The organism is Priestia aryabhattai B8W22 (genome assembly GCF_000956595.1).
Lineage (GTDB): Bacteria > Bacillota > Bacilli > Bacillales > Bacillaceae_H > Priestia > Priestia aryabhattai.
The window spans coordinates 1-26508 of record NZ_JYOO01000023.1 but is presented as its reverse complement, the minus strand read 5'-3'; the positions used below and the strand labels follow the sequence as shown (position 1 = coordinate 26508).

Annotated in this window: 27 protein-coding genes; 9 read left to right on the top strand and 18 right to left on the bottom strand. The window is 38.5% G+C overall.

The window, feature by feature from the left end; genetic code table 11:
* Positions 1–81: 81 nt before the first annotated feature.
* Positions 82–1098, bottom strand: a complete 1017-nt coding sequence (locus N178_RS17555) for a CAP domain-containing protein (protein WP_045293827.1) — start codon at positions 1096–1098, stop codon at positions 82–84.
* 190 nt (positions 1099–1288) lie between these two features.
* Complete coding sequence (locus N178_RS17550; RefSeq protein WP_045293826.1) at positions 1289–1708, bottom strand: CBS domain-containing protein; 420 nt, start codon at positions 1706–1708, stop codon at positions 1289–1291.
* Positions 1709–1893: 185 nt separating this feature from the next.
* On the opposite strand from N178_RS17550, the gene N178_RS17545 reads away from it, so the two are divergent.
* Positions 1894–2253 (top strand): YugN family protein, encoded by a 360-nt coding sequence (locus N178_RS17545; protein ID WP_045293825.1) that lies wholly within the window; start codon positions 1894–1896, stop codon positions 2251–2253.
* Between the two features lie 189 nt (positions 2254–2442).
* Here N178_RS17545 and ctaG read toward each other — a convergent pair whose 3' ends face one another.
* From ctaG to cyoE, 6 genes are all read right to left on the bottom strand, one after another.
* Positions 2443–3381, bottom strand: a complete 939-nt coding sequence (gene ctaG, locus N178_RS17540; protein ID WP_080890214.1) for a cytochrome c oxidase assembly factor CtaG — start codon at positions 3379–3381, stop codon at positions 2443–2445.
* A gap of 57 nt (positions 3382–3438) precedes the next feature.
* Positions 3439–3771 (bottom strand): cytochrome c oxidase subunit IVB, encoded by a 333-nt coding sequence (gene ctaF, locus N178_RS17535; RefSeq protein WP_014460982.1) that lies wholly within the window; start codon positions 3769–3771, stop codon positions 3439–3441.
* A gap of 4 nt (positions 3772–3775) precedes the next feature.
* Positions 3776–4396 carry a cytochrome c oxidase subunit III gene (gene ctaE / locus N178_RS17530; RefSeq protein ID WP_013056081.1) on the bottom strand — a complete coding sequence of 207 codons (621 nt, stop codon included), beginning with the start codon at positions 4394–4396 and terminating at the stop codon, positions 3776–3778.
* Positions 4396–6261, bottom strand: coding sequence for a cytochrome c oxidase subunit I (gene ctaD / locus N178_RS17525; RefSeq protein WP_045293824.1), 1866 nt, complete (start codon positions 6259–6261; stop codon positions 4396–4398). The genes ctaE and ctaD overlap by 1 nt, the downstream gene beginning before the upstream one ends.
* A 34-nt stretch (positions 6262–6295) precedes the next feature.
* Positions 6296–7351 carry a cytochrome c oxidase subunit II gene (gene coxB / locus N178_RS17520; protein ID WP_045293823.1) on the bottom strand — a complete coding sequence of 352 codons (1056 nt, stop codon included), beginning with the start codon at positions 7349–7351 and terminating at the stop codon, positions 6296–6298.
* A 137-nt stretch (positions 7352–7488) separates the two neighbouring features.
* Positions 7489–8427: a heme o synthase gene (gene cyoE / locus N178_RS17515; protein ID WP_014460983.1), complete on the bottom strand. Its 939-nt coding sequence runs from the start codon at positions 8425–8427 to the stop codon at positions 7489–7491.
* 504 nt (positions 8428–8931) lie between these two features.
* Between cyoE and N178_RS17510 the strand changes: the two genes are divergently transcribed.
* Positions 8932–9834, top strand: a complete 903-nt coding sequence (locus N178_RS17510; RefSeq protein ID WP_045293822.1) for a COX15/CtaA family protein — start codon at positions 8932–8934, stop codon at positions 9832–9834.
* Between the two features lie 39 nt (positions 9835–9873).
* Here N178_RS17510 and pyc read toward each other — a convergent pair whose 3' ends face one another.
* The 3 genes from pyc to N178_RS17495 form a co-directional block, all read right to left on the bottom strand.
* On the bottom strand, positions 9874–13323 hold the full coding sequence (gene pyc, locus N178_RS17505; protein WP_045293821.1) for a pyruvate carboxylase: 3450 nt from the start codon (positions 13321–13323) through the stop codon (positions 9874–9876).
* Positions 13324–13456: 133 nt separating this feature from the next.
* On the bottom strand, positions 13457–14647 hold the full coding sequence (locus N178_RS17500; RefSeq protein WP_045293820.1) for an FtsW/RodA/SpoVE family cell cycle protein: 1191 nt from the start codon (positions 14645–14647) through the stop codon (positions 13457–13459).
* Between the two features lie 143 nt (positions 14648–14790).
* Positions 14791–15057, bottom strand: coding sequence for an Fpa/YlaN family protein (locus N178_RS17495; protein WP_370506486.1), 267 nt, complete (start codon positions 15055–15057; stop codon positions 14791–14793).
* Between the two features lie 281 nt (positions 15058–15338).
* Here N178_RS17495 and N178_RS17490 point away from each other — a divergent pair, with 281 nt between their 5' ends.
* A complete protein-coding gene (locus N178_RS17490; protein WP_080890213.1) occupies positions 15339–15839 on the top strand; it encodes a hypothetical protein in 501 nt (166 codons plus the stop codon).
* 36 nt (positions 15840–15875) lie between these two features.
* Here N178_RS17490 and N178_RS17485 read toward each other — a convergent pair whose 3' ends face one another.
* Entirely contained in the window at positions 15876–17204 is a 1329-nt protein-coding gene (locus N178_RS17485; RefSeq protein WP_013056072.1) for a PhoH family protein, read from the bottom strand.
* A 216-nt stretch (positions 17205–17420) separates the two neighbouring features.
* On the opposite strand from N178_RS17485, the gene N178_RS17480 reads away from it, so the two are divergent.
* Positions 17421–18020 (top strand): YhcN/YlaJ family sporulation lipoprotein, encoded by a 600-nt coding sequence (locus tag N178_RS17480; protein ID WP_013056071.1) that lies wholly within the window; start codon positions 17421–17423, stop codon positions 18018–18020.
* 26 nt (positions 18021–18046) lie between these two features.
* Here the strand turns inward: N178_RS17480 and N178_RS17475 are convergent, their stop codons facing one another.
* A complete protein-coding gene (locus tag N178_RS17475) occupies positions 18047–18502 on the bottom strand; it encodes a pyridoxamine 5'-phosphate oxidase family protein (RefSeq protein WP_013082304.1) in 456 nt (151 codons plus the stop codon).
* Positions 18503–18687: 185 nt separating this feature from the next.
* Here N178_RS17475 and N178_RS17470 point away from each other — a divergent pair, with 185 nt between their 5' ends.
* Both N178_RS17470 and N178_RS17465 read left to right on the top strand, forming a co-directional pair.
* Entirely contained in the window at positions 18688–18888 is a 201-nt protein-coding gene (locus N178_RS17470) for a YlaI family protein (protein WP_013056069.1), read from the top strand.
* A 1-nt stretch (position 18889) separates the two neighbouring features.
* Positions 18890–19324: a hypothetical protein gene (locus tag N178_RS17465; RefSeq protein ID WP_045293818.1), complete on the top strand. Its 435-nt coding sequence runs from the start codon at positions 18890–18892 to the stop codon at positions 19322–19324.
* Between the two features lie 39 nt (positions 19325–19363).
* Here the strand turns inward: N178_RS17465 and N178_RS17460 are convergent, their stop codons facing one another.
* On the bottom strand, positions 19364–19681 hold the full coding sequence (locus tag N178_RS17460) for a YlaH-like family protein (RefSeq protein ID WP_045293817.1): 318 nt from the start codon (positions 19679–19681) through the stop codon (positions 19364–19366).
* 160 nt (positions 19682–19841) lie between these two features.
* Positions 19842–21680, bottom strand: coding sequence for a translational GTPase TypA (gene typA, locus N178_RS17455; RefSeq protein WP_045293816.1), 1839 nt, complete (start codon positions 21678–21680; stop codon positions 19842–19844).
* Between the two features lie 113 nt (positions 21681–21793).
* On the opposite strand from typA, the gene N178_RS17450 reads away from it, so the two are divergent.
* The gene (locus N178_RS17450; RefSeq protein ID WP_045293815.1) at positions 21794–21979 is read left to right on the top strand and encodes a YlaF family protein; all 186 of its coding nucleotides are present in this window, start codon (positions 21794–21796) and stop codon (positions 21977–21979) included.
* 108 nt (positions 21980–22087) lie between these two features.
* Here the strand turns inward: N178_RS17450 and N178_RS17445 are convergent, their stop codons facing one another.
* Both N178_RS17445 and N178_RS17440 read right to left on the bottom strand, forming a co-directional pair.
* Positions 22088–22894: an inositol monophosphatase family protein gene (locus N178_RS17445; protein WP_045293814.1), complete on the bottom strand. Its 807-nt coding sequence runs from the start codon at positions 22892–22894 to the stop codon at positions 22088–22090.
* 195 nt (positions 22895–23089) lie between these two features.
* Positions 23090–23275, bottom strand: a complete 186-nt coding sequence (locus tag N178_RS17440; protein ID WP_013056063.1) for a hypothetical protein — start codon at positions 23273–23275, stop codon at positions 23090–23092.
* Between the two features lie 267 nt (positions 23276–23542).
* Here N178_RS17440 and N178_RS17435 point away from each other — a divergent pair, with 267 nt between their 5' ends.
* Positions 23543–24178, top strand: coding sequence for a YktB family protein (locus N178_RS17435; protein WP_045293813.1), 636 nt, complete (start codon positions 23543–23545; stop codon positions 24176–24178).
* A 49-nt stretch (positions 24179–24227) separates the two neighbouring features.
* Here N178_RS17435 and N178_RS17430 read toward each other — a convergent pair whose 3' ends face one another.
* Positions 24228–24497: a UPF0223 family protein gene (locus N178_RS17430; RefSeq protein WP_013056061.1), complete on the bottom strand. Its 270-nt coding sequence runs from the start codon at positions 24495–24497 to the stop codon at positions 24228–24230.
* A gap of 531 nt (positions 24498–25028) precedes the next feature.
* On the opposite strand from N178_RS17430, the gene N178_RS17425 reads away from it, so the two are divergent.
* Positions 25029–26504: an aminotransferase class I/II-fold pyridoxal phosphate-dependent enzyme gene (locus tag N178_RS17425; protein ID WP_028414107.1), complete on the top strand. Its 1476-nt coding sequence runs from the start codon at positions 25029–25031 to the stop codon at positions 26502–26504.
* The last annotated feature ends 4 nt before the right edge of the window (positions 26505–26508 follow it).

The following is a 26508-nucleotide window of genomic DNA, read 5'->3' as shown; positions in this document are numbered from 1 at the left end:
CGTCCCTCCTCTAACCTCTACTAAAACTTATGAGAAAGAGGACAAGAGTAGACCTATTTTCAAAAGGAAGTTTTAATCTTACTATTCATTCATCGGAGTGATAAAGTTTTGCGTATAATATTTCTCATATACACCTACACCAAGACGCGTAAACTCTTTATTGAGTAAAGCCTTACGATGTCCCTCACTATTAAGCCACCCTTCAACCGCAGCGATTCCATCCTGATAATTCGAGGCAATGTTTTCGCCCGCGATACGATATACTACATCGCCTTTTTGCAGACGGTTGCCTAAATCACCTTGTGCTGGTGAAACGTGAGAAAAATAGTTTAAATCGCTCATTTCTTTGCTGTGTAAATAAGCTACTCCGGCAGTGGCTTCGTCCCAGGCTAAAGGTGACAGCTGAAACCGGTCTCGAATTACATTTGTAATATCGATAATTTGCTGCTCTTCTCCTTCTTGGACACTTTTCCACTCCTCTGCTGTCAATGACGGAGCTGTGGGAAGCTCGCCGCGATAAACAATTTCGTACGGACGCTGTTTTAATAGCGTGTCCATGTCCATAATTCGAATACTTGAGATTGTATTAAGGAACTGGTCAAAATATAGTTGGACGTATACATCTCCATATTTAATAATTGGGCGCATTTTCATATCCTCTTCACTCAGACGAAATCGGTATTCATTTCCGTCTTTTTGAAGCGTGAGTTCAGATGAAAGCGAAACTCTTTTTTCTACTTCTTCTCGCTTCTCACCAATCTCAAAAGGATCTGTATTTGTTTTTGAACCAATGACGTATACAGATACGACTTGATTATTTTCTACTCCTACCTGCGCATACGTTTGACGATTCTTTTTGTAAATCCACCAGTCATAGCCATATGCAGAAGAATCAATACGGTCCGGCTCTCCAAGCATTCCAATTAACTGTTCTGAATGATCTCCAATGAGCCTCATCATATTTTCACTTTGTTTTTCATAAGAAGCCACTTCTTGGGTGGGCTGACTTTTGGAATCCGTTTGGTTTTGCTCACTATTTTGACCCGTTAGATATTTTTCTAGCTGAGGTAAATAATCCTCCGCGTATACAAATGCCACTATTAATACGAGAATAAAAATAACTTTTTTCAGCTTTTCTTCCTCTCCTTACACCTGTTTTCTTTACCTGTTTAACTTATTTTTATCTCTATTATACATGCATTCAAAAAAAAATAGCTATTGGTATGAAGGAAACAAAAGAAAAAGCCAACTATTTACGAATATCCTGCAAACAGTTGGCTTTCGCTTTTTAATGCGTTTGTTCTGAAATGTCTGAGAGCGCTTCTCCTGCGCGTTCATTTGCATAGCGAAACGTTGATAAATCACCTAGCGATATAATCCCTACTAGCTTTTGATTTTCCACAACAGGAAGGCGACGGATTTGATGTTGAGCCATAAGCTTAGAAGCTTCTTCTACAGAGGCTTCTGCTGTAATAGTTATAAGCTCTTCACTCATAACATCCGTTACTTTACTTGAATTTGGCTTCTTTTCTGCGATGCCTTTTATAACTAAGTCTCGATCTGTAATCATTCCTACTAGCTGATCTCTATCGACAATTGGAATTGCTCCTACATTCCATTCCTTCATTTTCACTGCCACTTCATATACGTTATCGAGCGTGGTGCATGTTTCCGTATCAGCTGTCATTACCTCTTGTACAGTTTTCATTGTTTTATCCTCCTCTACATAGTGTGTTCGCTTTATAGTGTGACCAACTTTTTAGTAAACTTTCGTATTTAGAACGTTTAAATAAAAATAGATAACGTTTACATTTTTCCTTATTAGATATTGCAAGTTTTATCCATTCGGCTTATGATTTAGTTGGGGTATATCTGTTTTGGGAGGGAGTTCATATGAAATTTGAATATGCAAAGTTTGATTCATTAAAGGTTGATTTAGATTTATTAGATGAGATTATGCATCAATTTGGCCTGGTCCGCGCCGGACAATGGGATTATGAACGCGTCACGTACGATCGAAAATTCGAGTTTCAGCGAGATATCTTCTATTTGCGAGTCCAAGGACATGCTATTTCAGGGGATGTAGGGGGCAGGCATGCTGTTATTCACCTTATGACACCTCTGCTAGGCAAACATTATTATCCTCACGGTGTAGAATATGGAGACGGAGAATATTTCCCGCCATCCCTTGTAGAACAGTGTGAAAAAATATTAACACAAATCAAATCACAGCTTGAAACCGTTCAGCTATAGAAGTTAAAGAGGCTGGGGCAAAAGTATGCTAGTTGAAGTTAAATACAAACTACTAATCAAAATTATCGATTAGTAGTTCTTTTTTTGCTGTTGCACGGAAATCAACAGCGGTGTTACAAGCGGTTCAACTCCTTTATCCCCTTTGTTTGTCTTTAGATTGGATCAAGGTAGTTATGTCTCACTCTCTTTTTACTTCAAGGGAGGAGTAGATGTAAGTTCCTTTGCTTTTATATCTTGGCGTTCACTAAAATCAGGCATGTACGTATCCTTCTCTCGTTCTTTTCGAGCCCACTGAAAAAAAATAAAGCCTAAAACCGTTCCATACACAATTTCTTGAATGATCTTCATAATAACGCCGCCGAGCTGCTGATCTTCCACGGGCGGCAGCGTATTAAACATCTCGGGAGCAAGCTGCCCTAAACTTGCAATCATAGAAGGCGGTACACAAAGGGAAAGAGCTTGTACCCAAGCGCTTGAGTCTGTATACGTCGCATACAAAGAATGGTTTGCAAAAATAATCAGCGCGCACGCCGGAGTAAGGAGTACGCCATCTGCAAAAATGTATCCAAGCTTTTTTAAAGAACTTAGCGTTTGTTCTTCTTCTAGCTGATTAACGAGTGGCCACCACATACAAAATGCAGCGATAAATAATACAACACTCACGATTCCATGAAGCATCATATCCGTTTTAATAACATCAAAAAGCAGCGGAATATGATACAAAGAAAATAACCCATTAAATAATAGTAGAGCAATTAAGGGCTTTGTAAAAAATTTAAAAACAGGTTTAACCCCTCTTACATAAATAACAGAACGAGCTAACCACGGAGGAATTCCTAAAATAAAAAGCGGAGGAATCACCAAGTAAACAATTGCCATTTGCGTCATATGAGCACTAAACATAAAATGCCCTAGTAAATCTACAGGTCCTCCTTTACATATATATAAAAGAACCATGCTGATAACAAAATACGCTTTTGTTTTTCTGTCTACAGCCGCCGACCCTATAAAATTCCCTCTCCATCTACCAACGATGAAAAAATATAAGACGGTCACCAGACAAATGGTTAAAAAATAGTAAGGACTCCAGAGTGCTTCAAAACCAAACATCTGCAAATTGTTAATCAACGTCTATTCCTCCTTCTACAGATGATGAAAAGGACTGGCGCATGCCAGCCCTTCTCTTTACCACCAAATAATGGTTACAAAAGCTAAAATGGTTAAAAGAGCTACCAATACGCCTGAATACAAGAAAAATGCTGGTATGGTATGTCCTTTGTGGTTCATATGCATGAAATAATAAAGTTGAAAGATGACTTGAACAACTGCCAAGAGCACAATCACCGGCATAATGTACCATCCGCTAAACTCTTGATAAACCGCAAAAAAAGCAATTAGTGTTAAAAACAACATCATCGCAAAAGAGATAACTTGCATCTTCATATCTTCTGCGTTTCTTTTTTTACGATACTCTAAATTGAGCCTTGGGTTATCTGAGTTTGATTGATTTGTCGTCATCAGCTTATCCCACCATTCCCATTAAATATACAACCGTGAAAATAAAGACCCACACAACATCGATAAAGTGCCAGTATAAACTTGCGACATAATATTTAGGAGCGTTATATAAGTTTAGCCCCCGCTTCGCATTTCGAATCATCAAAGAACCAATCCAAAGCAATCCGAACGTTACGTGAGCTCCGTGTGTTCCAACCAGCGCGTAGAAAGAAGAACCGAATGCGCTGCTTGTAAACGTATGCCCTTCATGAACATAATGCCTGAACTCATAAATTTCTAGCCCTAAAAACGCTAAACCTAAAAGCCACGTAACGCCTAACCATAGCTGCATCTTTTTAAATTCAAAATTTTTCATATGATACATAGCATATACGCTTGTTAGTGAACTTGTTAATAAAATCATGGTAGCTGCAAAAACAAGCTTAATATCAAACAATTCTTCTGGCTTAGGTCCTGACATCGTTGAATTACGCAAAGCTAAATAAGTAGCAAAAAGTGAAGCAAACAAAACCGTCTCTCCGCCTAAAAAGAGCCAAAAGCCGGTAAATTTATTTTTCCCTTCAAGCGTTGCTTTTTCAGGCGAAGCGGGGAAAGTTTCAGCAGTTAGCTTTTGTTCAGTCTCCATTACATCTTCGCCTCCTTGTCATCATCAACTAAGTCCTCTTTGTGAATATGAAAGCCGTGATCATCAATCCATGAACGGAAGAACATCGATAAAAACATGACGATCATTCCGATAATCCCTACAACATCTCCCCACGCATGATCGTTTCGATACAAAAAGCCAATCCCTGCAATAAACATTCCAAGCGATATCATAAATGGAATAAATGACGAGTTTGGCATATGAATATCACCAAGAGGTTCGGCTGGCGTCATTTCTTTATTTCCTGCCATTTTTTCAATCCAATATGCATCTAACCCGCGTACAAGCGGCGTTTGTTTAAAGTTATACTCTGGAGGCGGAGATGAAATAGCCCATTCTAATGTACGTCCGTCTCCCCAAGGGTCTCCTCCTACTCTTTGTCCTTTGGCAGTTGTTTTTATAATGTTAACAAGTAAAATGAGCGTAGCAACCGCCATGAAAGCAGCTCCTGATGAACTGATTGCATTCCCAAGGTCGAGACCTTGATTAGGCAAGAACGTCCATACGCGGCGAGGCATCCCCATTAAGCCTAAGAAATGCTGAATAAAGAACGTTAAGTGGAAACCAATCAAAAAGAGCCAGAACGTTGCTTTGCTTAACTTTTCATCTAACATCTTCCCGAACATTTTTGGCCACCAGTATGTGACACCTGCTAATATAGCGTATACGACACCGCCTACGATAACGTAATGGAAATGGGCAACGATAAAATAAGAATCTTGAAATTGATAATCTGCAGGTGCTACAGCTGCCATAACTCCTGTTACTCCTCCGATAACAAATGACGGAATAAAGGCGACAGCGTAAAGCATTGGAGACGTAAATTCAATACTTCCTCCCCAAAGCGTAAACAGCCAGTTGAAAATTTTAATTCCAGTTGGAACGGCGATAGCCATCGTAGCGACAGCAAAAATGGCATTTGCAATTGGACCAAGTCCGGTTGTAAACATGTGGTGAGCCCACACCATGAACCCTAAAAATCCGATTAATACGGTAGCAAAAACCATCGACGAGTAACCGAATAATCTCTTTCTTGAAAAAGTAGGTAAAATTTCAGAGAAAACACCAAACGCTGGAAGAATTAAAATATATACTTCCGGATGACCGAATATCCAGAAAAGATGTTCCCAGATAATCGTATTTCCACCCATTGTGGCGTCAAAAAAGTTTCCACCGAACAAGCGGTCAAAAATCATTAAAAACAATCCAACCGTCAGTGCTGGAAACGCAAACAAAATAAGAGCTGATGCAACAAACGTCGTCCACGTAAACAGCGGCATACGCATATAAGTCATACCTGGCGCCCTCATGTTAATGATTGTTACGAGAAAGTTGATACCTGAAATCAATGTCCCGGCTCCGGAAATTTGCAAACCTATCGCATAAAAATCAATTCCGTGACCAGGCGACGCAATAGACAGCGAAGCATATGATGTCCAACCTGCATCAGGTGCTCCTCCTAAAAACCAGCTTAGATTTAAAAAGAGTCCTCCAAAGGCAAACAACCAAAAACCTAACAAATTTAAAAATGGAAATGCTACATCTCGAGCTCCGATTTGCAGCGGAACAACCGCATTCATCATCGCAAAAAGAAGCGGCATGGCAGCTAAAAAAATCATCGTTGTTCCATGCATTGTTAAAATTTCATTATACGTTCCTGCACTGACAAAGTCATTGCTTGGTATAGCCAGCTGAATACGTATAAATAGCGCTTCCACTCCTCCGACTAGAAAAAAGATACCGCCGGCAATTAAATAAAGAATGGCGATTTTCTTATGATCAACGGTTGTCATAAAGTCCCAAATTGTTCCACCTACACCCTTCTTTTGACTGAGTGTACTCATCGCTAAACCTCCCCTTTTAAAAACGACTGGACGTTTATTTTTCTTTTAAACTCATTAAATAGTCTGCTAGCTCATTCACTTGTTCATCAGTTAAGTCTGGATATGTACCACTCATCTTATTACCCGGCTTAACTTTCTCAGGGTCTTTTAACCATTTTTTGATATTTTCCTTGTTGTGAGGAAGCACTCCAGCTACACGCTCACGTTCAGAAAAACCGGCTAAGTTTGGTGCTTGACGAGCTTGCTCTGGACGATTGTCTTTGACGTCAACAGCATGACATCCGATACAGCTTTCATTAAAGACTTCTTGACCAGCTTTTGCGGATGCTGTTTCTACATCAGGCTTTGCCTTTTTCAAATCTTTTGCCCACGTATCAAATTCATTGCTTGATACAGCCCGTACTTTAAAGTCCATAAGAGAATGAGATGGACCGCAAAGCTCAGCACATTTTCCGTAGAAAACTCCGTCAGCTTCCTTCGATTTTTTAGAATCAAACACGAGCCAGAATTTATTATCATTTTCTGTGTTAGCATCGAGCTTTCCTCCAACTGAAGGAATCCAGAATGAGTGCTTGACGTCAGAAGCTTTAATATTAAAGTAGACTTTTTTATCCGTTGGAACAACTAGATCTTGGGATGTAATAATTTTTTGATTAGGATACTCAAATTCCCACCAGTACAAGTTAGCACGCACATTTACTACGACAGCATCTTTGTCCTTCATTCCTTTTACGTCCGCTAGCTTAAAAGTTGAGATGACCGTTGGAACAGTCAAAATAATCAGCAGCAAGATAGGAATCACTGTCCATATAATTTCTAACTTTCTGCTCCCCTCTACTTGCTTTGGAATCACATTCTCTTCGCCTTTACGACGGCGAAAGCGCAGAATAACAAATATAAAGATAATGGTGACAACAATAATAACTAAAACCATGATAGCTGTACTAAGCAGCATAAGCGAATATTGTTCTTCAGCTACCTCACCTGCAGGCTTAAGTGTTGACAAAAACGGTTTTCCACAGGCCGATAACACGAATGCAAGCAGCGTAAATAACGACAAAACACGAAAGTTCAATCGCCATTTTTTCATACCATTCCCCAACCTCTCTTTCATTGACGTGATTTCATCTATGCCCTCTTGAGCATAAAACTTATTCCTTCTATAATGAATTCTACATGTAGAAGAAATCCCCCTTGTGCAATGTCGCATTCAGTGAAAGATTTTATCTAGGCAAAAAGCGTTGCGACAATCATTGAGACAAATAAAATAGTTAAATAGTTTAGTGAGTAGACAAACATCATGCTAGCCCACTTTGTGTCTTCTTGTTTATTGTATTGAGCAAATCCTAAAAATAGCCATCCTATGTTTAAAACAGTGGCTAAAATTAGAAATGGAGTGCCTAATTCGTATAAATAAAGAGGTAATGGCAACAGACAAGCAATCCAAATGAGAATCTGTCGTTTTGTAAGCTCAAAACCGTGTACAACAGGCAACATAGGGATTCCCGCTGCTCGGTATTCTTCACACCTTCGCATAGCAAGAGCTAGAAAATGAGGCGGCTGCCAAATAAACATGATTAAAAATAATACCCAAGCCACTACGTGTAAATTGGGATCGATAGCGGCCCATCCAATTAAAGGCGGGACAGCGCCTGATATACTTCCGATTACTGTATTAATTGTGTATAGTCTTTTGGACCACATGGTGTAAAGAACTACATATGTAAGTATTCCTGCTAATCCGATGAGAGCGGCTACGGAAGAAACAACTAGTAGCATAAGCAAGCCGGTTAACGTCAAACCGATTCCAATCCCAAGGACCGTCAAAGGTGTAAAACTCCCTGTCACTGTAGGTCGTCCCTTTGTTCGTTCCATTAGAGGGTCAATGTCACGATCTATGTAATTGTTCAAACTGCATGAACCGGCGATGATAAGTGAAGAACCTATTAAAGTAAAAAATGCTTTATCCAGGTTTTCTAAGAAGTGTTGTTCGTTGAAGAAAAGAGCTAGCCAAAAACCAGTAAAGGTGGTGATGAAATTTGAATTGACTATTCCAATTTTAATCGTAGCTAAAAAATCTGACCAAATGGAACTATTTTCGCTTACATGAGCTGTGTTAGGCGATGCAGAAAGCGTTGAATCTTCCACCATTTTTGAATCTTCCATGGCGCTTCCTCCTTTACTCATCCATAGACTTTTATCTAGTAAATAAAGAGTCTATAAATGAAGGCGTTTTCAACATATTTTTACAAAAATCTCCTCTTTGTTCACAAAGAAGTCATATTCCTCTCACCAAAACTACTTAAAAGCTTCACATGCAAACGATAAAATAGTAGAGAAATATCTATTTCTCATGTTTATTAAACCATATTTTGCCGTTACTTTGTGAAGAATTCATGAAAAAAATATGGATTTTTTTTGTCATGAGCTAAATGCATGTCCCTGTCACTTGTTAAAAGATATTTCCGCAAGTAAAATAGTTTTCTGTACGGTACCTTTTACACATCTGCAGAGTCAAACTCATGGACAAACCTTACACTTTCTACCATTATAACAAATTCAATCAAGTTTATGGAGAATAAATGAAATTTATGTTTAATATACAAAAAGATTAGAATAAATTGTTTAGCTCGTTATATTACTTACTTTGCTTTTAGGAGGGTGATTATTGTGCGACTTGGATTAAAGTTGTTATCCATTGTAACAAGCATGGCCATGTTACTTATTCTACTTGGCGGTGCCCTTGTGACGAAAACTGGTTCAGCAGACGGGTGCGGAGATTCTTGGCCTTTGTGTAACGGACAGCTCATTCCTGACCCTTTAACATTTGAAACCGTTGTTGAATTAAGCCACCGCTTAGTTTCTGGCGTGTCGGGCTTTCTTGTGCTCGCTTTGTGCGTGTGGGCGTGGATTGCATTAGGACATATAAAAGAAGTTAGGCCTTTAGCGTTTATTTCTTTTTTCTTCCTCGTACTGCAAGCATTAATTGGGGCAGCAGCCGTTATGTGGGGGCAATCAGATGCGGTGCTAGCTCTTCATTTTGGTATTTCTCTTATTTCGTTTGCTTCTGTGCTGCTGTTAACACTTATTATCTTTGAAGTGGATCAAAAGCTCGACGCAACTAATATGCAGCTAGGTTCTAAAATGAAAAAACATATTTACGGGGTTATCTTGTACACATATGCCGTTGTGTACACGGGCGCGCTTGTTCGCCATAAAGAAGCTAGCTTAGCCTGTCCAGACGTTCCATTGTGTTCAAATGGAAACGGTTGGCTACCTGTTGATTTGAATCAGTGGATTCAAATGGGACATCGATTCGCTGCTGTTTTAACGTTTGTATGGATTTTAGCTGCCTTTATCCATGCAGTTAAATATTATCGTCATCAAAAAAATATTTTTTACGGATGGTTAGCTGCTCTCATTCTAGTTATTTTTCAGGCGGTTTCCGGTATGCTTGTTGTTGTCACACGTCTGCAGCTAGAGCTCGCGCTTGCTCATTCTTTAATTATCTCTTTCCTATTCGGTGTATTAAGCTACTTAACCTTACTTGCAACGCGTCATACACATAATTAATCAAAAAAGGTACGAGCTCTGAGCTCGTACCTTTTTTGATTAGCTTTCTAATTCAATTAATAAATCTCCCGGCTGGATGCCATCTCCATTCGACACGTGTACTTGTTTAATCACGCCGTCAAATGGTGCTTGCACGGTTGTTTCCATTTTCATTGCTTCTGTGATCATTAAGTGATCACCTTTTGAGACTTTATCGCCTTTTTCTACTACTACTCGAATAACAGTTCCAGGCATTGAAGCGCCGATGTGGGCCGGATTTCCTTGGTCGGCTTTTTGTTTTGCCGTAACGGTTGTTTTGACACTTTCGTCTTTAATCACGACTTCACGTGGCTGACCGTTCAATTCGAAGTATACTGTTCGCGTACCGTCTGCCTGAGGTTCACCAATGGATACAAGACGAACAATTAAGGTTTTTCCTTTTTCAATTTCAATTTCAACTTCTTCTCCTAAACGCATTCCATATAGGAAAGTTGGTGTATCAAGAACGGAAATGTCCCCATATTGCTCAACTGCTTTGTGGTAATCCATAAATACTTTTGGATACAGCGCATAAGCAATGGCGTCAAAACTTGTTACTTGACGATTCAAGTCTTTAAATAGCTTAGCTTTCACTGCATCGAAGTCCACATCTTCTAACAGTTCTCCAGGGCGAACTGTAATAGGTTTTCTGCCTTTTAAAATGATGCGCTGAAGCTCTTTAGGGAATCCCCCGTGCGGCTGTCCTAAATACCCTTCAAACAATTCAATAACTGAATCCGGGAAGTCAAGCGTTTCACCGCGCTCAAACAGCGTTTCTTCTGTCAAGTTGTTTTGAACCATAAACAATGCCATATCTCCAACTACTTTTGATGATGGCGTAACTTTTACAATATCACCAAATAGCAAATTCACGCGTGAATACATCTCTTTTACTTCATCCCAGCGGTTTCCTAAACCAACTGCTTTTGCTTGCTGCTGTAAGTTGCTATATTGACCGCCTGGCATTTCATGCTCGTACACTTCCGTATGAGGAGCGTTCATGCCGCTTTCGAAGTCTTGGTAATACTTTCGCACATCTTCCCAATAGTAAGAAAGCTCTTCTAGATTTTTAATATCCAGGTTTGGTCTGCGGTCCGCTCCTTCTAATGCATAATAAAGAGAGTTAGCACTTGGCTGAGACGTTAAGCCCGCCATTGAGCTTACGGCTACGTCCACAATGTCTACACCTGCTTCGATTGCTTTTGCATACGTGTATACACCGTTTCCGCTTGTATCATGCGTATGAAGGTGAATGGGAATATCAACCGTTTCTTTTAAAGCCGATACTAAATCATAAGCTGCCTGCGGTTTTAAAAGACCCGCCATATCTTTAATGCCTAGGATATGTGCGCCAGACTGCTCAAGCTCTTTTGCTAAGTTCTTGTAGTAATCCAAATCATACTTACGGCGTGTCGGATCTAAAATATCACCTGTATAACACATCGCTGCTTCTGCAATCTTCCCTGTTTGACGAACGGAGTCAATTGCAAGAGTCATTCCTTGCACCCAGTTTAAGCTGTCAAAGATACGGAAAACATCAATACCTGCATAAGCTGATTTTTCAACAAATTCCTTAATTACATTATCAGGATAGTTTTTATATCCAACCGCATTTGACGCGCGAAGAAGCATTTGGAAAAGAACGTTTGGCGCTTGTTGACGTAAAGTAAGCAAGCGATCCCACGGATCTTCTTTTAAGAATCGATAAGCGACATCAAACGTTGCTCCTCCCCACATTTCCATAGAAAATAAATCTGGAAGCAAGCGTGCAGTTGGGTTAGCTACTTGTTTTAAGTCGTTTGTACGAATACGCGTTGCTAACAGAGACTGATGGCCATCACGGAAGGTTGTATCCGTTAATAGCACTTCCTTGCGTTCTTTCACCCAATTTACTAGCCCTTCAGCACCTTTTTCATCTAAAATCTGCTTTGTTCCGTTTTGAATTGGTTTGCTTATATCCACACTAGGAACGCGCGGTTTCGTAAAGATTGGCTTTTTCTTTTCCGATACGCCTGGGAATCCGTTTACCGTAACATTCCCAATGTATGTAAGCATTTTAGTTCCGCGGTCTTTTCGCTTTGGGAAAACAAAAAGTTCAGGCGTTGTATCAATAAATGATGTATCATAAGCACCTGTTAAGAACTTATCATGCTTCACTACATTTTCAAGAAACGGAATATTTGTTTTAATTCCACGAATACGAAACTCTTTTAAGTTCCGCACCATTTTTGATGCAGCTTGATCGAATGTTAATGCCCATGTTGTTACTTTTACTAACAGTGAATCATAATACGGTGTAATTACAGCACCTTGGAAGCTGTTTCCCGTATCTAAGCGTACGCCAAAACCGCCACCAGAACGATAAGCCATAATTTTACCCGTATCCGGCATAAAATTGTTTAACGGATCTTCTGTCGTTACACGAGATTGAATCGCATATCCATGTACTTGAATTTGATCTTGTGCAGGAATGGACACTTCCTTGCTGTGAAGTCCGTAGCCGTCTGCAATTAAAATTTGCGATTGAACGATATCAATACCTGTAATCATTTCAGTAATTGTGTGCTCTACTTGAACACGTGGATTTACTTCAATAAAATAAAAATCGTTTCCTGATACTAAAAATTCTACTGTACCAGCATTTATGTACTGCACTTTTTCCATCAGCTGTACAGCTGCTTCACAAATGCGGAGACGTAAGTCTTCATCTATAGAAACACTTGGTGCTACTTCTACTACTTTTTGGTGGCGACGCTGCACAGAACAGTCGCGTTCATAAAGATGCACAACATTTCCTTGTTCATCACCTAAAATTTGCACTTCAATATGTTTTGGATTTTCAACTAATTTCTCGACATACACTTCATCATTACCAAAAGCCGCTTTTGCTTCTGATTTGGCACGGTCATAAGATTCATTCAGGCTGTCTGCATCGCGAACGATACGCATGCCTCGACCGCCTCCGCCCAAAGCCGCTTTGATCATTAGAGGATATCCATGCTGATTAGCAAATTCTTTTGCTTCGTCAATTGAATCAATAGGACCATCCGTACCAGGAATAACGGGAATATCTGCTTGAATAGCCTGATGACGTGCTTTTACTTTATCGCCAAACATATCAAGATGCTTGGATTTTGGGCCAATAAAAATAATGCCTTCTTCTTCGCAACGTTTTGCAAATTGGATATTTTCTGACAAAAAACCATAGCCAGGGTGAATAGCATCTACATCATGAGACTTAGCAATGTCGATGATGCCTTCTATATCTAAATAAGCATCAATCGGTTTTTTCTCCGCTCCTACTAAATAGGCTTCATCCGCTTTGTAACGGTGATAAGAACCTGCGTCTTCCTTCGAATAAATTGCAACAGTCCGAATATTCAGTTCAGTACATGCTCGAAATACACGAATCGCAATTTCTCCTCGGTTTGCTACTAATACTTTTTTGATTTTTTTAGTTACAAAACTCATGTTGCTAATCTCCTCTCAATTTCGTATAAACTTCAATATATAGCAAAATTGAATAAAAGAAAAGCAAAAATCTATGGAAAATGATAAAATTCCAATAAATTTTTGCTTTTTTTACACAATTTTTTCACGAAAATCAATCACTTGTTGTTGATGTATTGTTCGGATGTAGCACAATATTTTCCGTATTTTTCTGTTTTTTATTGTGATAATTTACGAAAAACGAAATATTTACAATAATTCCCATAGATACCATCAGCGTTAGCAGCGAAGACCCTCCGTAACTGATAAATGGAAGCGTTACCCCCGTAATCGGAATGAGTCCCGTAAGTCCTCCAAGGTTAATCCCCGTTTGGATACCTATCATACTCGCTACTCCAATACAGATCATACTAGCAAACGGATCCTGAGATTTTTTAGCCAGCATTAAAATCCTGAAAATTAAGAAGCCTAAAAGACCCAGCACGAGCATAACTCCAAAGAACCCTAATTCTTCTGCAATAATAGCCATAATGAAATCGGTATGGGGCTCAGGAAGATAACCATACTTTTGTACACTTTCTCCTAAACCAAGGCCTTTTAAGCCTCCTGTACCTATTGCTAAATATGAATTAACCAGCTGATAACCGGTTCCTTGAGCATTGGCAAACGGATCTGATGCACCGGTAAAACGGCCAATTCGATTGGCAGTAAACTGACCTGTAAAAAAACCAATCGTAATAATTACCGTAAGCAAAATGATACCTAGTGCTAGCATGCGGAAGAAGGTTTTTTTAGAGATTCCCGAACATAGCATAATGGTAACGGCAATAGCAAAAATAATTGATCCCGTTCCAAGGTCAGGCTGAATCGCTACAAAACCTAATATTAGAAATACAAGACCCATAGGTCCAAAAAAAGCTTTTTTGATGTTGTCAATATACTCTTGCCTTTTAGACAAAACATACGATAAGTATAAAATGACAACAAGCTTGGCATACTCAGCCGGCTGCATGTTTGCTCCCCCAAGCTGCAGCCAACTTTGCGCATTGTTACTCGTATGACCCATTACAAACACAAGCAAAAGCAGTACAAAAATGCCCAGAATCGCATAAGGCAGTATTTTAGGATACAGCTTGTAAGGTGTTAGCATTGTTAAAATGAACAATACAAGCGTAAAAGCAAGCCACATTTTTTGTCTGTTGTAAAAGAAATCACTTGACGTATGATATCTTGTAATACTTACAATCATACTTGAACTGTAAACCATAACTAGTCCAACCGCACAAAGAAGCAGCACTGGAATTACAATCGAATAGTCAAAATGCCTAAATATTTTTTTTACCATAACCCTCTTCCTTTAAAAATGACGTGTTTCTGTTTCGTTTCATCTTTTATGTACAAATTTGAGTAAATTAGGAAATTTCAACCACCTGTAATAAAAAACTCAAACTACGTTTGTATATAGTTTGAGTTTCGATCGCGTGATTTTTATTTTTTTGTAAACGCTTCATGCAGTGCAGAAAGTTCACGCTCGAGGCGGTCTAGCAATGTTTTTCCAACACGTTCATCAATTAAACCAAGACGAACTGCAAAATCAATTTCTCTTGATAAACCAAACATTTGTGTATCTAAAACCTCTTCATAAAGAGGACATTGTGGCATTGTTAAGTTATCCATTTGAACTTGAATTAATTGCAAAATCTTATCTGCATCAGCTTTTAACAACGCATACGCTTTTTCACGATGATCTATCATTGTCTCAGGCGTCAAACTCAATCCCTCCGTTCGCGAGCGATTACCTAATCTATCTCTCAATTTTAAAGGCTATGCTCCAAAAAAGCAAGGATAAACATGTCCGTGAGGCTGGCCGTCTTTTTTATACTGTTACTTTCTCAAAAGCATTACCATAGATGTAGGAAATTTCGCACTTTCGTTGACTCTTACATTATATCATACGAGAATCACTCTCAACTAAATTTTTTCATCAAAGTGACAAATAAGTAGAAAGCGCTTATACTTTTAGCAAGGGGGCATTTATGATGAATTCAATTATTATGTTAAAAGGAAAAGTAAAATATACGCTGACACTTGACCCAAGCGTGTGGATTTTCGATGACCGCAAGCTCGATATGGACGTTTTCTTTGAACATCCACCGGAGCAAAAAGACGAGACAGAAGCGTACACAAAGGCTGTTTCGAAGCATTGGGACCGTGAAATTCAAGAAGGAGCCGTCTTTCCTCCTACGTTAAAAACCGAAAAGAAATTCAAAAAACAGGAGCTAGTAAATGGAACATTTGGCATTTCATTTGAACCTTTTCTAGCAAACGCTTCACCTACTGAAGAAGCTACCAACGTTTCATTTAAAACAAAAGACGCGCTGATTTCTTTTTCATTAGAAGAAGCGCAAAAACTAATCTTTGGTTTCAGCCAAGATGGAAAGCCTCTTAGAGAAGACGGGCCTATCTATGTCTATTTACCTGACGGGTCTAACCGAAATAACCCTATTAAATATGTGGAAGAAATCATCGTTACATAATAAAAAAGTGGGGTTCCAAAAGGAACCCCACTTTTTTTAAAGAATATCAGCTGCTAATTGTGCTAGCCCGGAGCGCTCTCCTTTGATTAACCGAACGTGTCCCGATACTTTTTGCTCTTTAAACTTTTCAACTACGTACGTTAATCCGTTGTTATACTCATCTAAATAAGGATGATCAATTTGAGCCGGATCTCCCATAAGCACAATTTTACTCTTTTCCCCTACCCTTGTTAAAATTGTTTTAATTTCATGCTTCGTTAAATTTTGGGCTTCATCAATAATAATGAACTGCTCCGGAATGCTTCGGCCTCTTATATATGTCAAGGCTTCCACTTCTATCGAACTGAGCCCCGCTAGAATCGCATCCAGTTCTCCAGGTTTTTTAGTGTTGAATAAGTACTCTAGGTTATCATAAATTGGTTGCATCCATGGACGAAGCTTCTCCTGCTTTTCTCCTGGCAAGAATCCAATATCTTTCCCTAAAGGAACAATTGGACGAGCTACAAGTAGCTTTTTAAAACATCCTAAATCTTCCGTCTGCATAAGTCCTGAAGCTAAAGCAAGCAGCGTTTTACCCGTACCTGCCTTTCCAATTAACGTGACCAGTTGAACGTCGTCTCTAAGAAGAAGTTCTAACGCCATAATTTGCTGAACATTTCGAGGTTTGATTCCCCAGATATGATCATATTCAAATAAAAGCTTTTTTACTTTCGTTGTTGTTTGATCGACAATGCCGATGGCTGATCCGGATCCCCCAAATGCATCTTTCATCACTAAGAATTGATTTGCAAAAAAGGAGTGGTTCGCAATTTGAGACGTTAGCAGCTCTCCTTTTTCGTAAAATTGACTCAGCAGTTCTTTTGCAATATAGACTTCTGAAAAGCCTGTATAAATACTATTGAATTCCACTACTCGATCACTTAAAAAATCTTCTGCTCTTAAGCCGATTGCGTCAGCCTTCACACGTACCAACACATCTTTACTCACTAGGATCACTTCACGTCCATCTTCTTTTGTTTCCTCTTCAAGAGATAAATTTTTAGCAACGGCTAAAATTCGATTATCATTTGTTTTTTCTACAAAGATTTCTTGAAGCTGTTGAAAAGAGCGATGGTTGAGTTCAATTCGCAAATGGCCCCCATTTTCTAACGGGATTTTCTCATATAACTTTCCATGTTGTCTCAAGTTATCAATGAGTTTGGATACCTGCCTTGCATTTCGTCCGACTTCATCCATATTTCTTTTTTTCGAATCAACTTCTTCTAATACAACGGCTGGAATCACTACTTCGTTATCATCAAATGAAAAAATTGAATGCGGATCTTGTAATAAAACATTCGTATCTAATACATAAATTTTTCCCAATAATTCAGCCTCCTACTCCGATTGTTTTTCCTGTAAGGAGTGAAACAAGGCACCCATCCATTTATATACTATGTAACGCACATGTGTGAAGTGACCTTAAATGGACGGACCATTTTCTTTAAATATATGAACACGTGTATAAAGATAGAAGAACTATTAGAAACTAAATACAAATTACTACAAAAAATGAGTCATTCATAAGGAGGAGTCTCCCACATGAACAAATTTTTTCTATCCATTAGCTTATGTTTTATTACACTAACCGGCTGCAACAATAACCAAGCAGACGTTGAAGAAGGGCAAAAAACAGATCGAATTGTACAGGTGAAAAATTCATCTCCTGAACGCTCTCACAAGCGTACTGCTAATGAAATATCAGCGCATTTAGTTGAACTGGCTTCAAGCGTTCCGAATGTAAATGATGCTACTGCCATTGTGCTCGGTAAATATGCAATCGTAGGCATTGACGTCGGCAAAGATATTGATCGTTCAGAAGTAAGTTCAATCAAATATACAGTCGCTGAAGGTCTGAAAGCTGACCCGTACGGCGCTAATTCTGTTGTTATTGCAGATCCTGATACGGTTGCTCGGCTAAAACAAATTGGAAATGAAATTCGCAAAGGCCGTCCGGTTACAGGATTTTTAGATGAATTAGCGGCCATTGTAAACCGAGTGATGCCTGAATTTGCAGAAGAAATCCGCCGAAATCCTAGTTCAACAGATACAAACAATCAAAAATTAAATAATAAACAAGAGCAAAACTTAAAGAATGAGCAGGAAAAACAATCTAATAATCATCTTCAAAAAAATGAATAAGAAAGTCGCTTAGCGGCAGGCTGCTGCTAAGCTTTTTTTATCGCTTCAATTACTTGCTTATCGAGTTTAGCGGCTGCTACTGGATCATAGGTCTTTTCATATGAAGGGTTTACTGAAATTTTAGAACCATAGAACATGACATCTCTTACTTCATTAATATCTAGTTCAATTAGTGTCAGCTTTAAAGCTACTCCTTCTAACTTTTCTTGCACTACCTCAGCTATTCCGCTGATTGAGTAGCATGATTCATTAGCAAGAATATTTACCACGGCTTTATTCGTATGTTTAATGTTTTCTACAATCCTCGATTTGACATCTACGGCAAATCGAATTTTTTGTTTAGTCGGAGCTACTAACCACGAAATGGCACTAACATTTGGACCGTTTGTTTCAAAATCAATAGTTGAAATGGTTGCAAATCTCTCTGTCTGTAGCTCATCGTATAATGCATCTACTAATTGAGTCTCGACTTCGTTGGCCATTTTCATCCCTCCTACTGTTTATGTACTTACTAGTTACTATCTTCGAGCTAACAAGCAAAATTACCTGCTTCTTTAGGAATGTTTTCCTATCGTTCCTTTTCTCCTGAGAGATAGCACCGCAAAAAAACTTTATAAAACAAGGATTTTCGGCTAGAATGATGTATAGAGAAGTTGAGGTGATAGAAATGAGAGTACAATGTGTCATGTGCGATAAAATTGAAACAATTGAGGATGAAACGCTCGTGGCAAAACGACTGCGCAACCGTCCTATCCATACATATATGTGCAATGAATGTTCTGAACGGATTGAAAAACGAACAAAAGAACGCATAGCTACTGGTAACTTTAAACTATATGAGTCGAAAAAGACAGAGGAGGATTGGTAAGGTGCTCCGATTAGGAATAAGTATTGGCATGTTAAGCGGGATTATCCTTGGGTTATGTTTGAAATGGATAGAATGGCTAACCGGCAAACAAGTTTATACCCTTTTATTAAATGTTGATTTTATTCCTATCATTGGCCCTATTCAATGGCCTGAATGGGTAGAGTTTGTTTTTCATTTATTCATTGCCGTTGCAATTGGGATCGTTTTTGTTTACATAGTAGGTAAATTAAATAATATGTCTATTCGAAAAATCGTATTGTGTTCCTTTTTATTAACACTTCCAACCATTCCTTTGTATTTTCCGTTGACGCTGCTTGCGCTTAAGCCTACGCCTGCGGCGGATGATGCAGTAGCGATTTTCTATTGGACAGCTGGCCATTTAATTTTCGCAGCCGCTCTTGGTTTCGGCTATATCATCCTAAAAAGACGCTTGTAGCTACAAGCGTCTTTTTATGTAATCTTTTTATGTAGTCTTTTATGAACCAAACGTGGAGTTTTGCTTTTTAGACTGATACAGCCGTATTTTATAAATGATTAATACAAGCGCTGCAACCACAAGCCCTTCAGCTACAGGTAAAAAAATGCCTAAAAACGTTAAGATCGTACATCCAAAAGCTAAAAACAGATAAATAACCACAGATTTTAAAAGCGGCAGCTTCTTTGCAAACCCGAGTTTGTACACGAGAACAGATAGCCCTAAAATAGTAAAGTATAACAGCCACATTCCTATTTTTGCATGTTCATCTACTTGATACAAAGCTGCAAAAAATGAAAGGTGTTCTTTTACATCCATATTTCTTCCCCCTATTCCTTACTTTACATTATTCGATATAAGCCACCTTTTTCCTTTCCAAATCCCTTATTTATAAAACGCTTTCAAAAAATAGAAAATTCTGATATAATTGATAAAAAACAAGCCGCTAGCAAACAGAGCTAACGACTTACTTTTTTTATTATTTTGTGTCAGCGTATTTTTTCTTTTTCGCTGCTTTTTCACGTTCATTTTTATCAAGAATTTTTTTACGTAGACGAATAGATTCTGGTGTGATTTCACAATATTCATCTTCGTTTAAATATTCAAGTGATTGCTCTAAAGACATAATACGAGGTTTTTTCATACCTGTTGTTTGATCTTTATTAGCAGAACGCATATTCGTCATTTGCTTCATTTTACAGATGTTAACAACGATATCATTTTCACGAGTGTGTTCTCCTACGATCATACCTTCGTATACTTCTGTACCCGGCTCCACGAAAATTGTACCGCGGTCTTCTACGCCTTGGATTCCATAAGTAGATGATTTACCGCTTTCCATAGAAACAAGCACACCTTGACGGCGACCTCCAACTTGACCTTGCTGCATTGGTTGGTAGCTATCAAATGAATGGTTAATGATACCGAATCCACGAGTTAACGATAAGAACTCAGTTGTATAACCGATTAAACCACGTGCAGGAACCATGAAGATCAGACGAACTTGACCGCTGCCGTTGTTAATCATATCAACCATTTCACCTTTACGAGCACCCATTGATTCCATAATAGAACCCGTATGTTCTTCAGGCACGTCGATTTGAACACGTTCAACCGGCTCACAGCGAACGCCATCAATTTCACGAACGATTACTTCAGGTTTTGATACTTGAATCTCATATCCTTCACGACGCATATTTTCAATTAAAATAGATAAATGAAGTTCTCCACGTCCTGAAACGACCCATACATCCGGTGAATCAGTATTTTCCACGCGTAAACTTACATCTGTCTCAAGTTCAGACATTAAGCGCTCTTCAATTTTACGAGATGTAACAAATTTACCTTCACGACCAGCAAACGGTGAATTGTTTACTAAGAACGTCATTTGTAAAGTAGGCTCATCAATACGTAAAATTGGCAGTGCATCTTGGTGGTCAAACGGACATACTGTTTCACCTACGTTGATGTCTTCCATTCCTGATACAGCGATCAGGTCTCCTGCTTTTGCTTCTTCGATTTCAACACGCTTTAGGCCTAGGAAACCGAATAGTTTTGTTACGCGGAATTGTTTTACCGTACCGTCAAGCTTCATTAATGCAACTTGCTGGCCTACTTTCATTGTTCCGCGGAATACGCGACCTACACCGATACGACCAAGATAGTCATTGTAGTCAAGCATTGCCACTTGGAATTGAAGTGGTTCTTCGCTGTTGTCTACTGGTGCTGGAATGTGCTCGATGATTGAGTCAAATAGAGATGACATGTTCTCATCTTGCTTTTCAGGGTTCGTGCTAGCCGTTCCGTTGATTGCTGAAGCATAAACAACAGGGAACTCAATTTGTTCCTCACTTGCACCTAGTTCAATAAATAAGTCAATTACTTCATCAACTACTTCAGTTGGACGAGCAAAGTCACGGTCAATTTTGTTAACAACAACAATCGGCGTTAAGTTTTGCTCTAATGCTTTTTTCAATACAAAGCGCGTTTGAGGCATACATCCTTCATATGCGTCTACTACAAGTAGAACACCGTCTACCATTTTCATAATACGCTCAACTTCTCCACCGAAGTCAGCATGTCCTGGCGTATCCATAATGTTGATACGCGTATCTTTATAATTAATAGCTGTGTTTTTCGCTAAAATTGTAATTCCACGCTCACGCTCAAGGTCATTTGAATCCATCGCACGTTCTTCAACATGCTCATTAGTACGGAATGTTCCGGACTGATGTAATAATTTATCTACTAACGTTGTTTTCCCATGGTCTACATGGGCAATAATGGCAATATTACGTAAATCTTTACGAATGTTCACGCATTTCACTCCTATGCTTGTAATAACTAAGCTATTATATCACACTAACTCTAGAATTGCAGAATGATTTTGTTGTACACTATAAATATCCGTTACAAATGGGAGGAATCAACATGAGAAACATTAAGTGGGTATTCGTTTTATATGCATTCATCGCAACTGCAGCTATTATGTCAATTGGCATATTTATCGGAGAAGGAAGCGCTCTCGGGGTCATTTTAGCTATCGTAGCTTTAATTGTTGTAATGGGTTTTGGCTTTACGACTAAGAAAAAAATGCGAGAAAAAGGGCAGCTGTAATTTTTTTGCGATGATTGAAAGCGTCATGGCCATTTGCAAGATCAAAATGGTTCATGACGTTTTTTCATCACAAAATTCTTCCACTATACGTAAGTCTTCACTTCTATTTTATTTATTCCACTTTCCTTCAAGGTACGTACGAAAGATTTCGTCATGTAACGTTGGTTTGCTTACAAATACACTGCTTTTTTCAAGAATCTCTAACGGCTTTCCTTCTAAATCCGTCATAACTCCCCCAACTTCTTCAATCAATACTTTACCGGCAGCAAAGTCCCATGGAGCCAAACGTAAAGTAATATATCCATCCAAGCGTCCAGCCGCTACGTAAGCAAGCTCAATAGCTGCGGATCCATATGAACGAGTCCCTCTTACTTTACGTACAAGCGGACTTAATACGGAAGGATCAATACGACGGTTCTCCGTCACCCATGTCGCATTTAGGCTAATAATAGCTTGTTCAACTGGTACAGGTTCAAGTTTCGGCAATTGGATGTCATTCATAAACGCGCCCTGTCCTTTTAAAGCATGATACAGCTCATTATGAATAACATCATAAATATAACCTGCTTGTCCTACACCATTTTCAAATATACCGATGGAAATAGCAAAATTTCGCTGCTGATGAACAAAGTTCATCGTCCCGTCGATTGGATCGATAATCCAAATTATTCCTTCTTCTGATTCAAGCTCTTCTCCATATCCTTCTTCTCCGAGGATATGATGTTCTGGAAAGGTTTCATTAATTTTTGAGATAAAAAACTGTTCAATTTCTTTATCCATATTTGTTACTAAATCATTTGGATTCGATTTCGTTTGAATGAGAAGTTCTTTACTAAACGACTGTTGAATTTTTTGTCCAGCTTCTTTTAGCCACTCTTTAACGTATGTATCAATTTCTTTCCAGCGTTGTGTCATCTCAATTCCCCCTCAAAAATACGTCTCTTATTTAAGCTTAAAAAAACCTCTGCAAGATGTCAATTAACAGAGCACGTGGGAGAAGAACTGCCGCTTCTTCTCCCACGTGCTCTGTTACCACTTATAAATCTGCTCATTCAGTTTAATCCTCTTTTATAGTTTACCCTTATTTGTTCTATTTTATTCCCGTATCTGCTACTGAAGAGATATCATTTCTTCACGAAGTTTCTCGAGCTTTCGCTTACATTTTTGTTTTTGTTCCTCATTATTCTCCATCATGGCTTCATATAACGTCGCTAACTCGTAATCTAACTCCAAACGAATTACACCTAATCTTTTTTGTCCATCATTCTTCTTATACATATTCACCACTTGTTTCATGTTTCAAACACCCCTCTCAAATTATTGAACCCGCTTATAGAAAACTAAATTTTCAGATATTTTGATTGATATAGTCTATGTCGAAACCTAATCTCATGCAACTAAATTGTGTGATTACCTATAAAAAAATGATAGACACGTTTTGACAAGCATATGCGAATTAATTGGTGTTTATGCTTTTCATGTGGTAGAATCTTCGCGTAAATCATACTTACTTGCATAGATGCACAGCAGCTATACATATTCACTAAAAAACGGAGGTTTCACATGGCATTCTCAGGATTTTCACAAGATGACTTTAACGTATTCCGTATCGAGGGGCTTGATGCACGTATGGAAGCCATCAAAACAACGATACGCCCAAAATTCGAACAATTAAGCAATCATTTTGCTCCTACTCTTTCTTCACTTTGTGGAGATGAAATGTTCGTACACATTGCCAAACATGCACGAAGAACAGTTAACCCGCCAGCAGACACGTGGGTAGCCTTTGCTAACAGTAAACGCGGGTATAAAAAGCTCCCTCATTTTCAAATTGGCCTTTGGGAAACACATGTCTTTGTGTGGTTCGCCGTCATTTACGAATCACCTATTAAAGAACAATTTGGAAAGCTGCTAAAACAAAACATTGAGGAGATTCGTCAAAATATCCCAGCCTCGTTTGTTTGGTCGAAGGATCATACAAAACCTGATAGTGAAAAAATGGGCGACTTATCTTCTGAAGACTTAGAGAGTTTGTTTGAACGTCTAGAGACGGTTAAAAAAGCTGAGATCCTATGCGGCATTACAATTCCAAAAGACGAAGCGATTGCAATGAACGGCGAAGAATGGATGGCTCGTATTGAGCAAACATTTCATACGGTAACTCCATTATATGAACTAACTAAAAAAGCATATGCATAATTTTAACGAATTGATATAAAAAAAATGGAGCCAAGCTTGGCTCCATTTTTTACATTTTTATGATATCTCCAGAAGAAGCAGCCTTTGCTTTTTGAATTGTTCGATAAGAAGAGTATTTGCTTTGGTCTTCAAAATCGTTACAGATTGTTTTTTCTTCTGCTTTACTTGGCACAATTTCTTTAAATCGGCGATAGACTGCCATTAGGTGATCACGCTCAATACCTTTTTCATAAGCTCGTTCAATGCTTTCAAAAAACTTCACTACATCAATAATTTCTTCTGTACTCCAATCAAGGGAGATAGGGTATTGATATTCCACTTCTCATCACTCCATTTATTTCTTCAATCTATGTATATCTATATTCTTAACTCTATCACAATCTACAATGTACACAAAATTTATCCTCTTTGCACGCAAAAGAATTTCTCCTTTTTTTTCTTTTTATTTTCTCTTTAAAATATCTTTGCAAATGGGTTAATAAGTGCTATAATTCTTTTGTTTTATGGGGATTTTCAAAACATAAAGAACTATAAAATAATGAGTAATAAGCAGTTTACAATTACTTGTATTTTTTGAACTAAAAATTGTATTTATATTATCAAACAGTAGTAAACATACACGTTTCATTCATTTATATAATGGTTAAAATCAAGAAAACTGCCGAGTAGAATTTCTGTTGAATTTCTTTTATAGCAAAAAGATCTGATATTTTAATATGTAGAATTCAACAGCCATTAGTTTTTAGTATATAAAATTGAATGCTGTAATTTGATAAAAAAACAATCAAAGTCCCTCTAAGCTTTGCTTAGAGGGACTGACAATTTATGATAAAAGAGGTGTATAGCAAAGTTGTCTTCTCAATTTTCAACTCCATTATTTACTGGATTGGTTAATCACGCTAAGAAAAACCCAACACAATTCCATATCCCTGGACATAAAAAAGGAAATGGAATGGATCCTGAATTCCGCTCGTTTATTGGCGATGATGCTTTATCCATTGATTTAATTAATATCGGTCCCCTTGATGACCTTCACCAGCCAAAAGGCATTATCAAACAAGCGCAGGATTTAGCTGCAGAAGCATTTGGTGCTGACCATACTTTTTTCTCTGTTCAAGGAACGAGCGGAGCAATTATGGCAATGGTTATGGCGACATGTGGACCTGGAGATAAAATTATCGTTCCTAGAAACGTGCATAAATCTGTTATGAGTGCGATTGTTTTTTCAGGAGCTACGCCTATTTTTATTCATCCTGAAATTGACGAAAACCTTGGCATTTCTCACGGTATTACATCGGACTCTGTAGAAAAAGCCTTAAAGCAGCACCCTGAAGCAAAAGCAGTGCTGGTTATCAACCCAACTTACTTTGGAATTTCCGGAGACCTTCGTAAAATCGTAGAAATCGCCCACTCGTATCAAGTGCCTGTACTTGTTGATGAAGCTCACGGCGTTCATATTCATTTTCATGATGATTTGCCTCTGTCTGCTATGCAGGCCGGTGCAGATATGGCAGCAACAAGCGTGCATAAATTAGGCGGTTCTATGACGCAAAGTTCAATTCTAAACATACGCGAAGGCTTAATTTCTCCAAAACGTGTACAGTCTATTTTAAGCATGCTGACAACAACATCAACATCTTATCTGCTGCTGGCTTCTTTAGATGTTGCACGAAAACGTTTAGCTACAGAAGGAAAAGAGCTGGCTGAACGTGCAATTTCTCTTGCTGAAAAAGCACGAAAAGAAATTAATACAATTGAGCATATCCGATGTATAGGAAGAGAAATTTTAGGCACAAAAGCTACGTATGATTTAGACCCTACTAAATTAATTATTTCTGTTTCAGATTTAGGAATTACGGGCTATGACGTAGAAAAATGGATGCGTGAAGCTCATAATATCGAAGTTGAAATGTCTGACCTTTATAATATTCTATGTATTATCACGCCTGGAGATACAGAAGAAGATCTTTCACGTCTGGTCACAGCTCTGCGTGAGTTATCTGCAAAATTCCATAATCTTTCTGAGACAACGGCAAAACCGGCTATTTTATTACCTGATATTCCTGTATTAGCTTTAACACCTCGTGATGCTTTTTACGCTGAAACCGAAGTGGTACCTTTTCATGAGTCGGCAGGTCGTATTATTGCAGAATTTGTGATGGTCTATCCTCCTGGTATCCCTATTTTTATTCCTGGGGAAATCATCACTGAGGAAAATTTAACCTACATTGAAACAAACTTAGAGGCAGGTTTACCAGTGCAGGGGCCGGAAGATTTTGAATTAAAGACATTTCGTGTCATCAAAGAACATAAAGCAATTCAATAAAAAA

Excerpts from the sequence above, each read along its gene's own strand:
- N178_RS17490 (WP_080890213.1), top strand. The coding sequence starts at position 15,339 with ATGATGAATTCAATTATTATGTTAAAAGGAAAAGTAAAATATACGCTG.
- N178_RS17445 (WP_045293814.1), bottom strand. The coding sequence starts at position 22,894 with ATGACACAACGCTGGAAAGAAATTGATACATACGTTAAAGAGTGGCTA.
- N178_RS17550 (WP_045293826.1), bottom strand. The coding sequence starts at position 1,708 with ATGAAAACTGTACAAGAGGTAATGACAGCTGATACGGAAACATGCACC.
- N178_RS17500 (WP_045293820.1), bottom strand. The coding sequence starts at position 14,647 with ATGGTAAAAAAAATATTTAGGCATTTTGACTATTCGATTGTAATTCCA.
- ctaD (WP_045293824.1), bottom strand. The coding sequence starts at position 6,261 with ATGAGTACACTCAGTCAAAAGAAGGGTGTAGGTGGAACAATTTGGGAC.
- pyc (WP_045293821.1), bottom strand. The coding sequence starts at position 13,323 with ATGAGTTTTGTAACTAAAAAAATCAAAAAAGTATTAGTAGCAAACCGA.
- ctaE (WP_013056081.1), bottom strand. The coding sequence starts at position 4,396 with ATGGAGACTGAACAAAAGCTAACTGCTGAAACTTTCCCCGCTTCGCCT.
- N178_RS17480 (WP_013056071.1), top strand. The coding sequence starts at position 17,421 with ATGAACAAATTTTTTCTATCCATTAGCTTATGTTTTATTACACTAACC.
- N178_RS17440 (WP_013056063.1), bottom strand. The coding sequence starts at position 23,275 with ATGAAACAAGTGGTGAATATGTATAAGAAGAATGATGGACAAAAAAGA.
- N178_RS17545 (WP_045293825.1), top strand. The coding sequence starts at position 1,894 with ATGAAATTTGAATATGCAAAGTTTGATTCATTAAAGGTTGATTTAGAT.
- coxB (WP_045293823.1), bottom strand. The coding sequence starts at position 7,351 with ATGAAAAAATGGCGATTGAACTTTCGTGTTTTGTCGTTATTTACGCTG.
- N178_RS17450 (WP_045293815.1), top strand. The coding sequence starts at position 21,794 with ATGAGAAACATTAAGTGGGTATTCGTTTTATATGCATTCATCGCAACT.
- N178_RS17470 (WP_013056069.1), top strand. The coding sequence starts at position 18,688 with ATGAGAGTACAATGTGTCATGTGCGATAAAATTGAAACAATTGAGGAT.
- N178_RS17475 (WP_013082304.1), bottom strand. The coding sequence starts at position 18,502 with ATGGCCAACGAAGTCGAGACTCAATTAGTAGATGCATTATACGATGAG.
- N178_RS17435 (WP_045293813.1), top strand. The coding sequence starts at position 23,543 with ATGGCATTCTCAGGATTTTCACAAGATGACTTTAACGTATTCCGTATC.
- N178_RS17495 (WP_370506486.1), bottom strand. The coding sequence starts at position 15,057 with ATGATAGATCATCGTGAAAAAGCGTATGCGTTGTTAAAAGCTGATGCA.
- N178_RS17460 (WP_045293817.1), bottom strand. The coding sequence starts at position 19,681 with ATGGATGTAAAAGAACACCTTTCATTTTTTGCAGCTTTGTATCAAGTA.
- ctaF (WP_014460982.1), bottom strand. The coding sequence starts at position 3,771 with ATGACGACAAATCAATCAAACTCAGATAACCCAAGGCTCAATTTAGAG.
- cyoE (WP_014460983.1), bottom strand. The coding sequence starts at position 8,427 with ATGGAAGATTCAAAAATGGTGGAAGATTCAACGCTTTCTGCATCGCCT.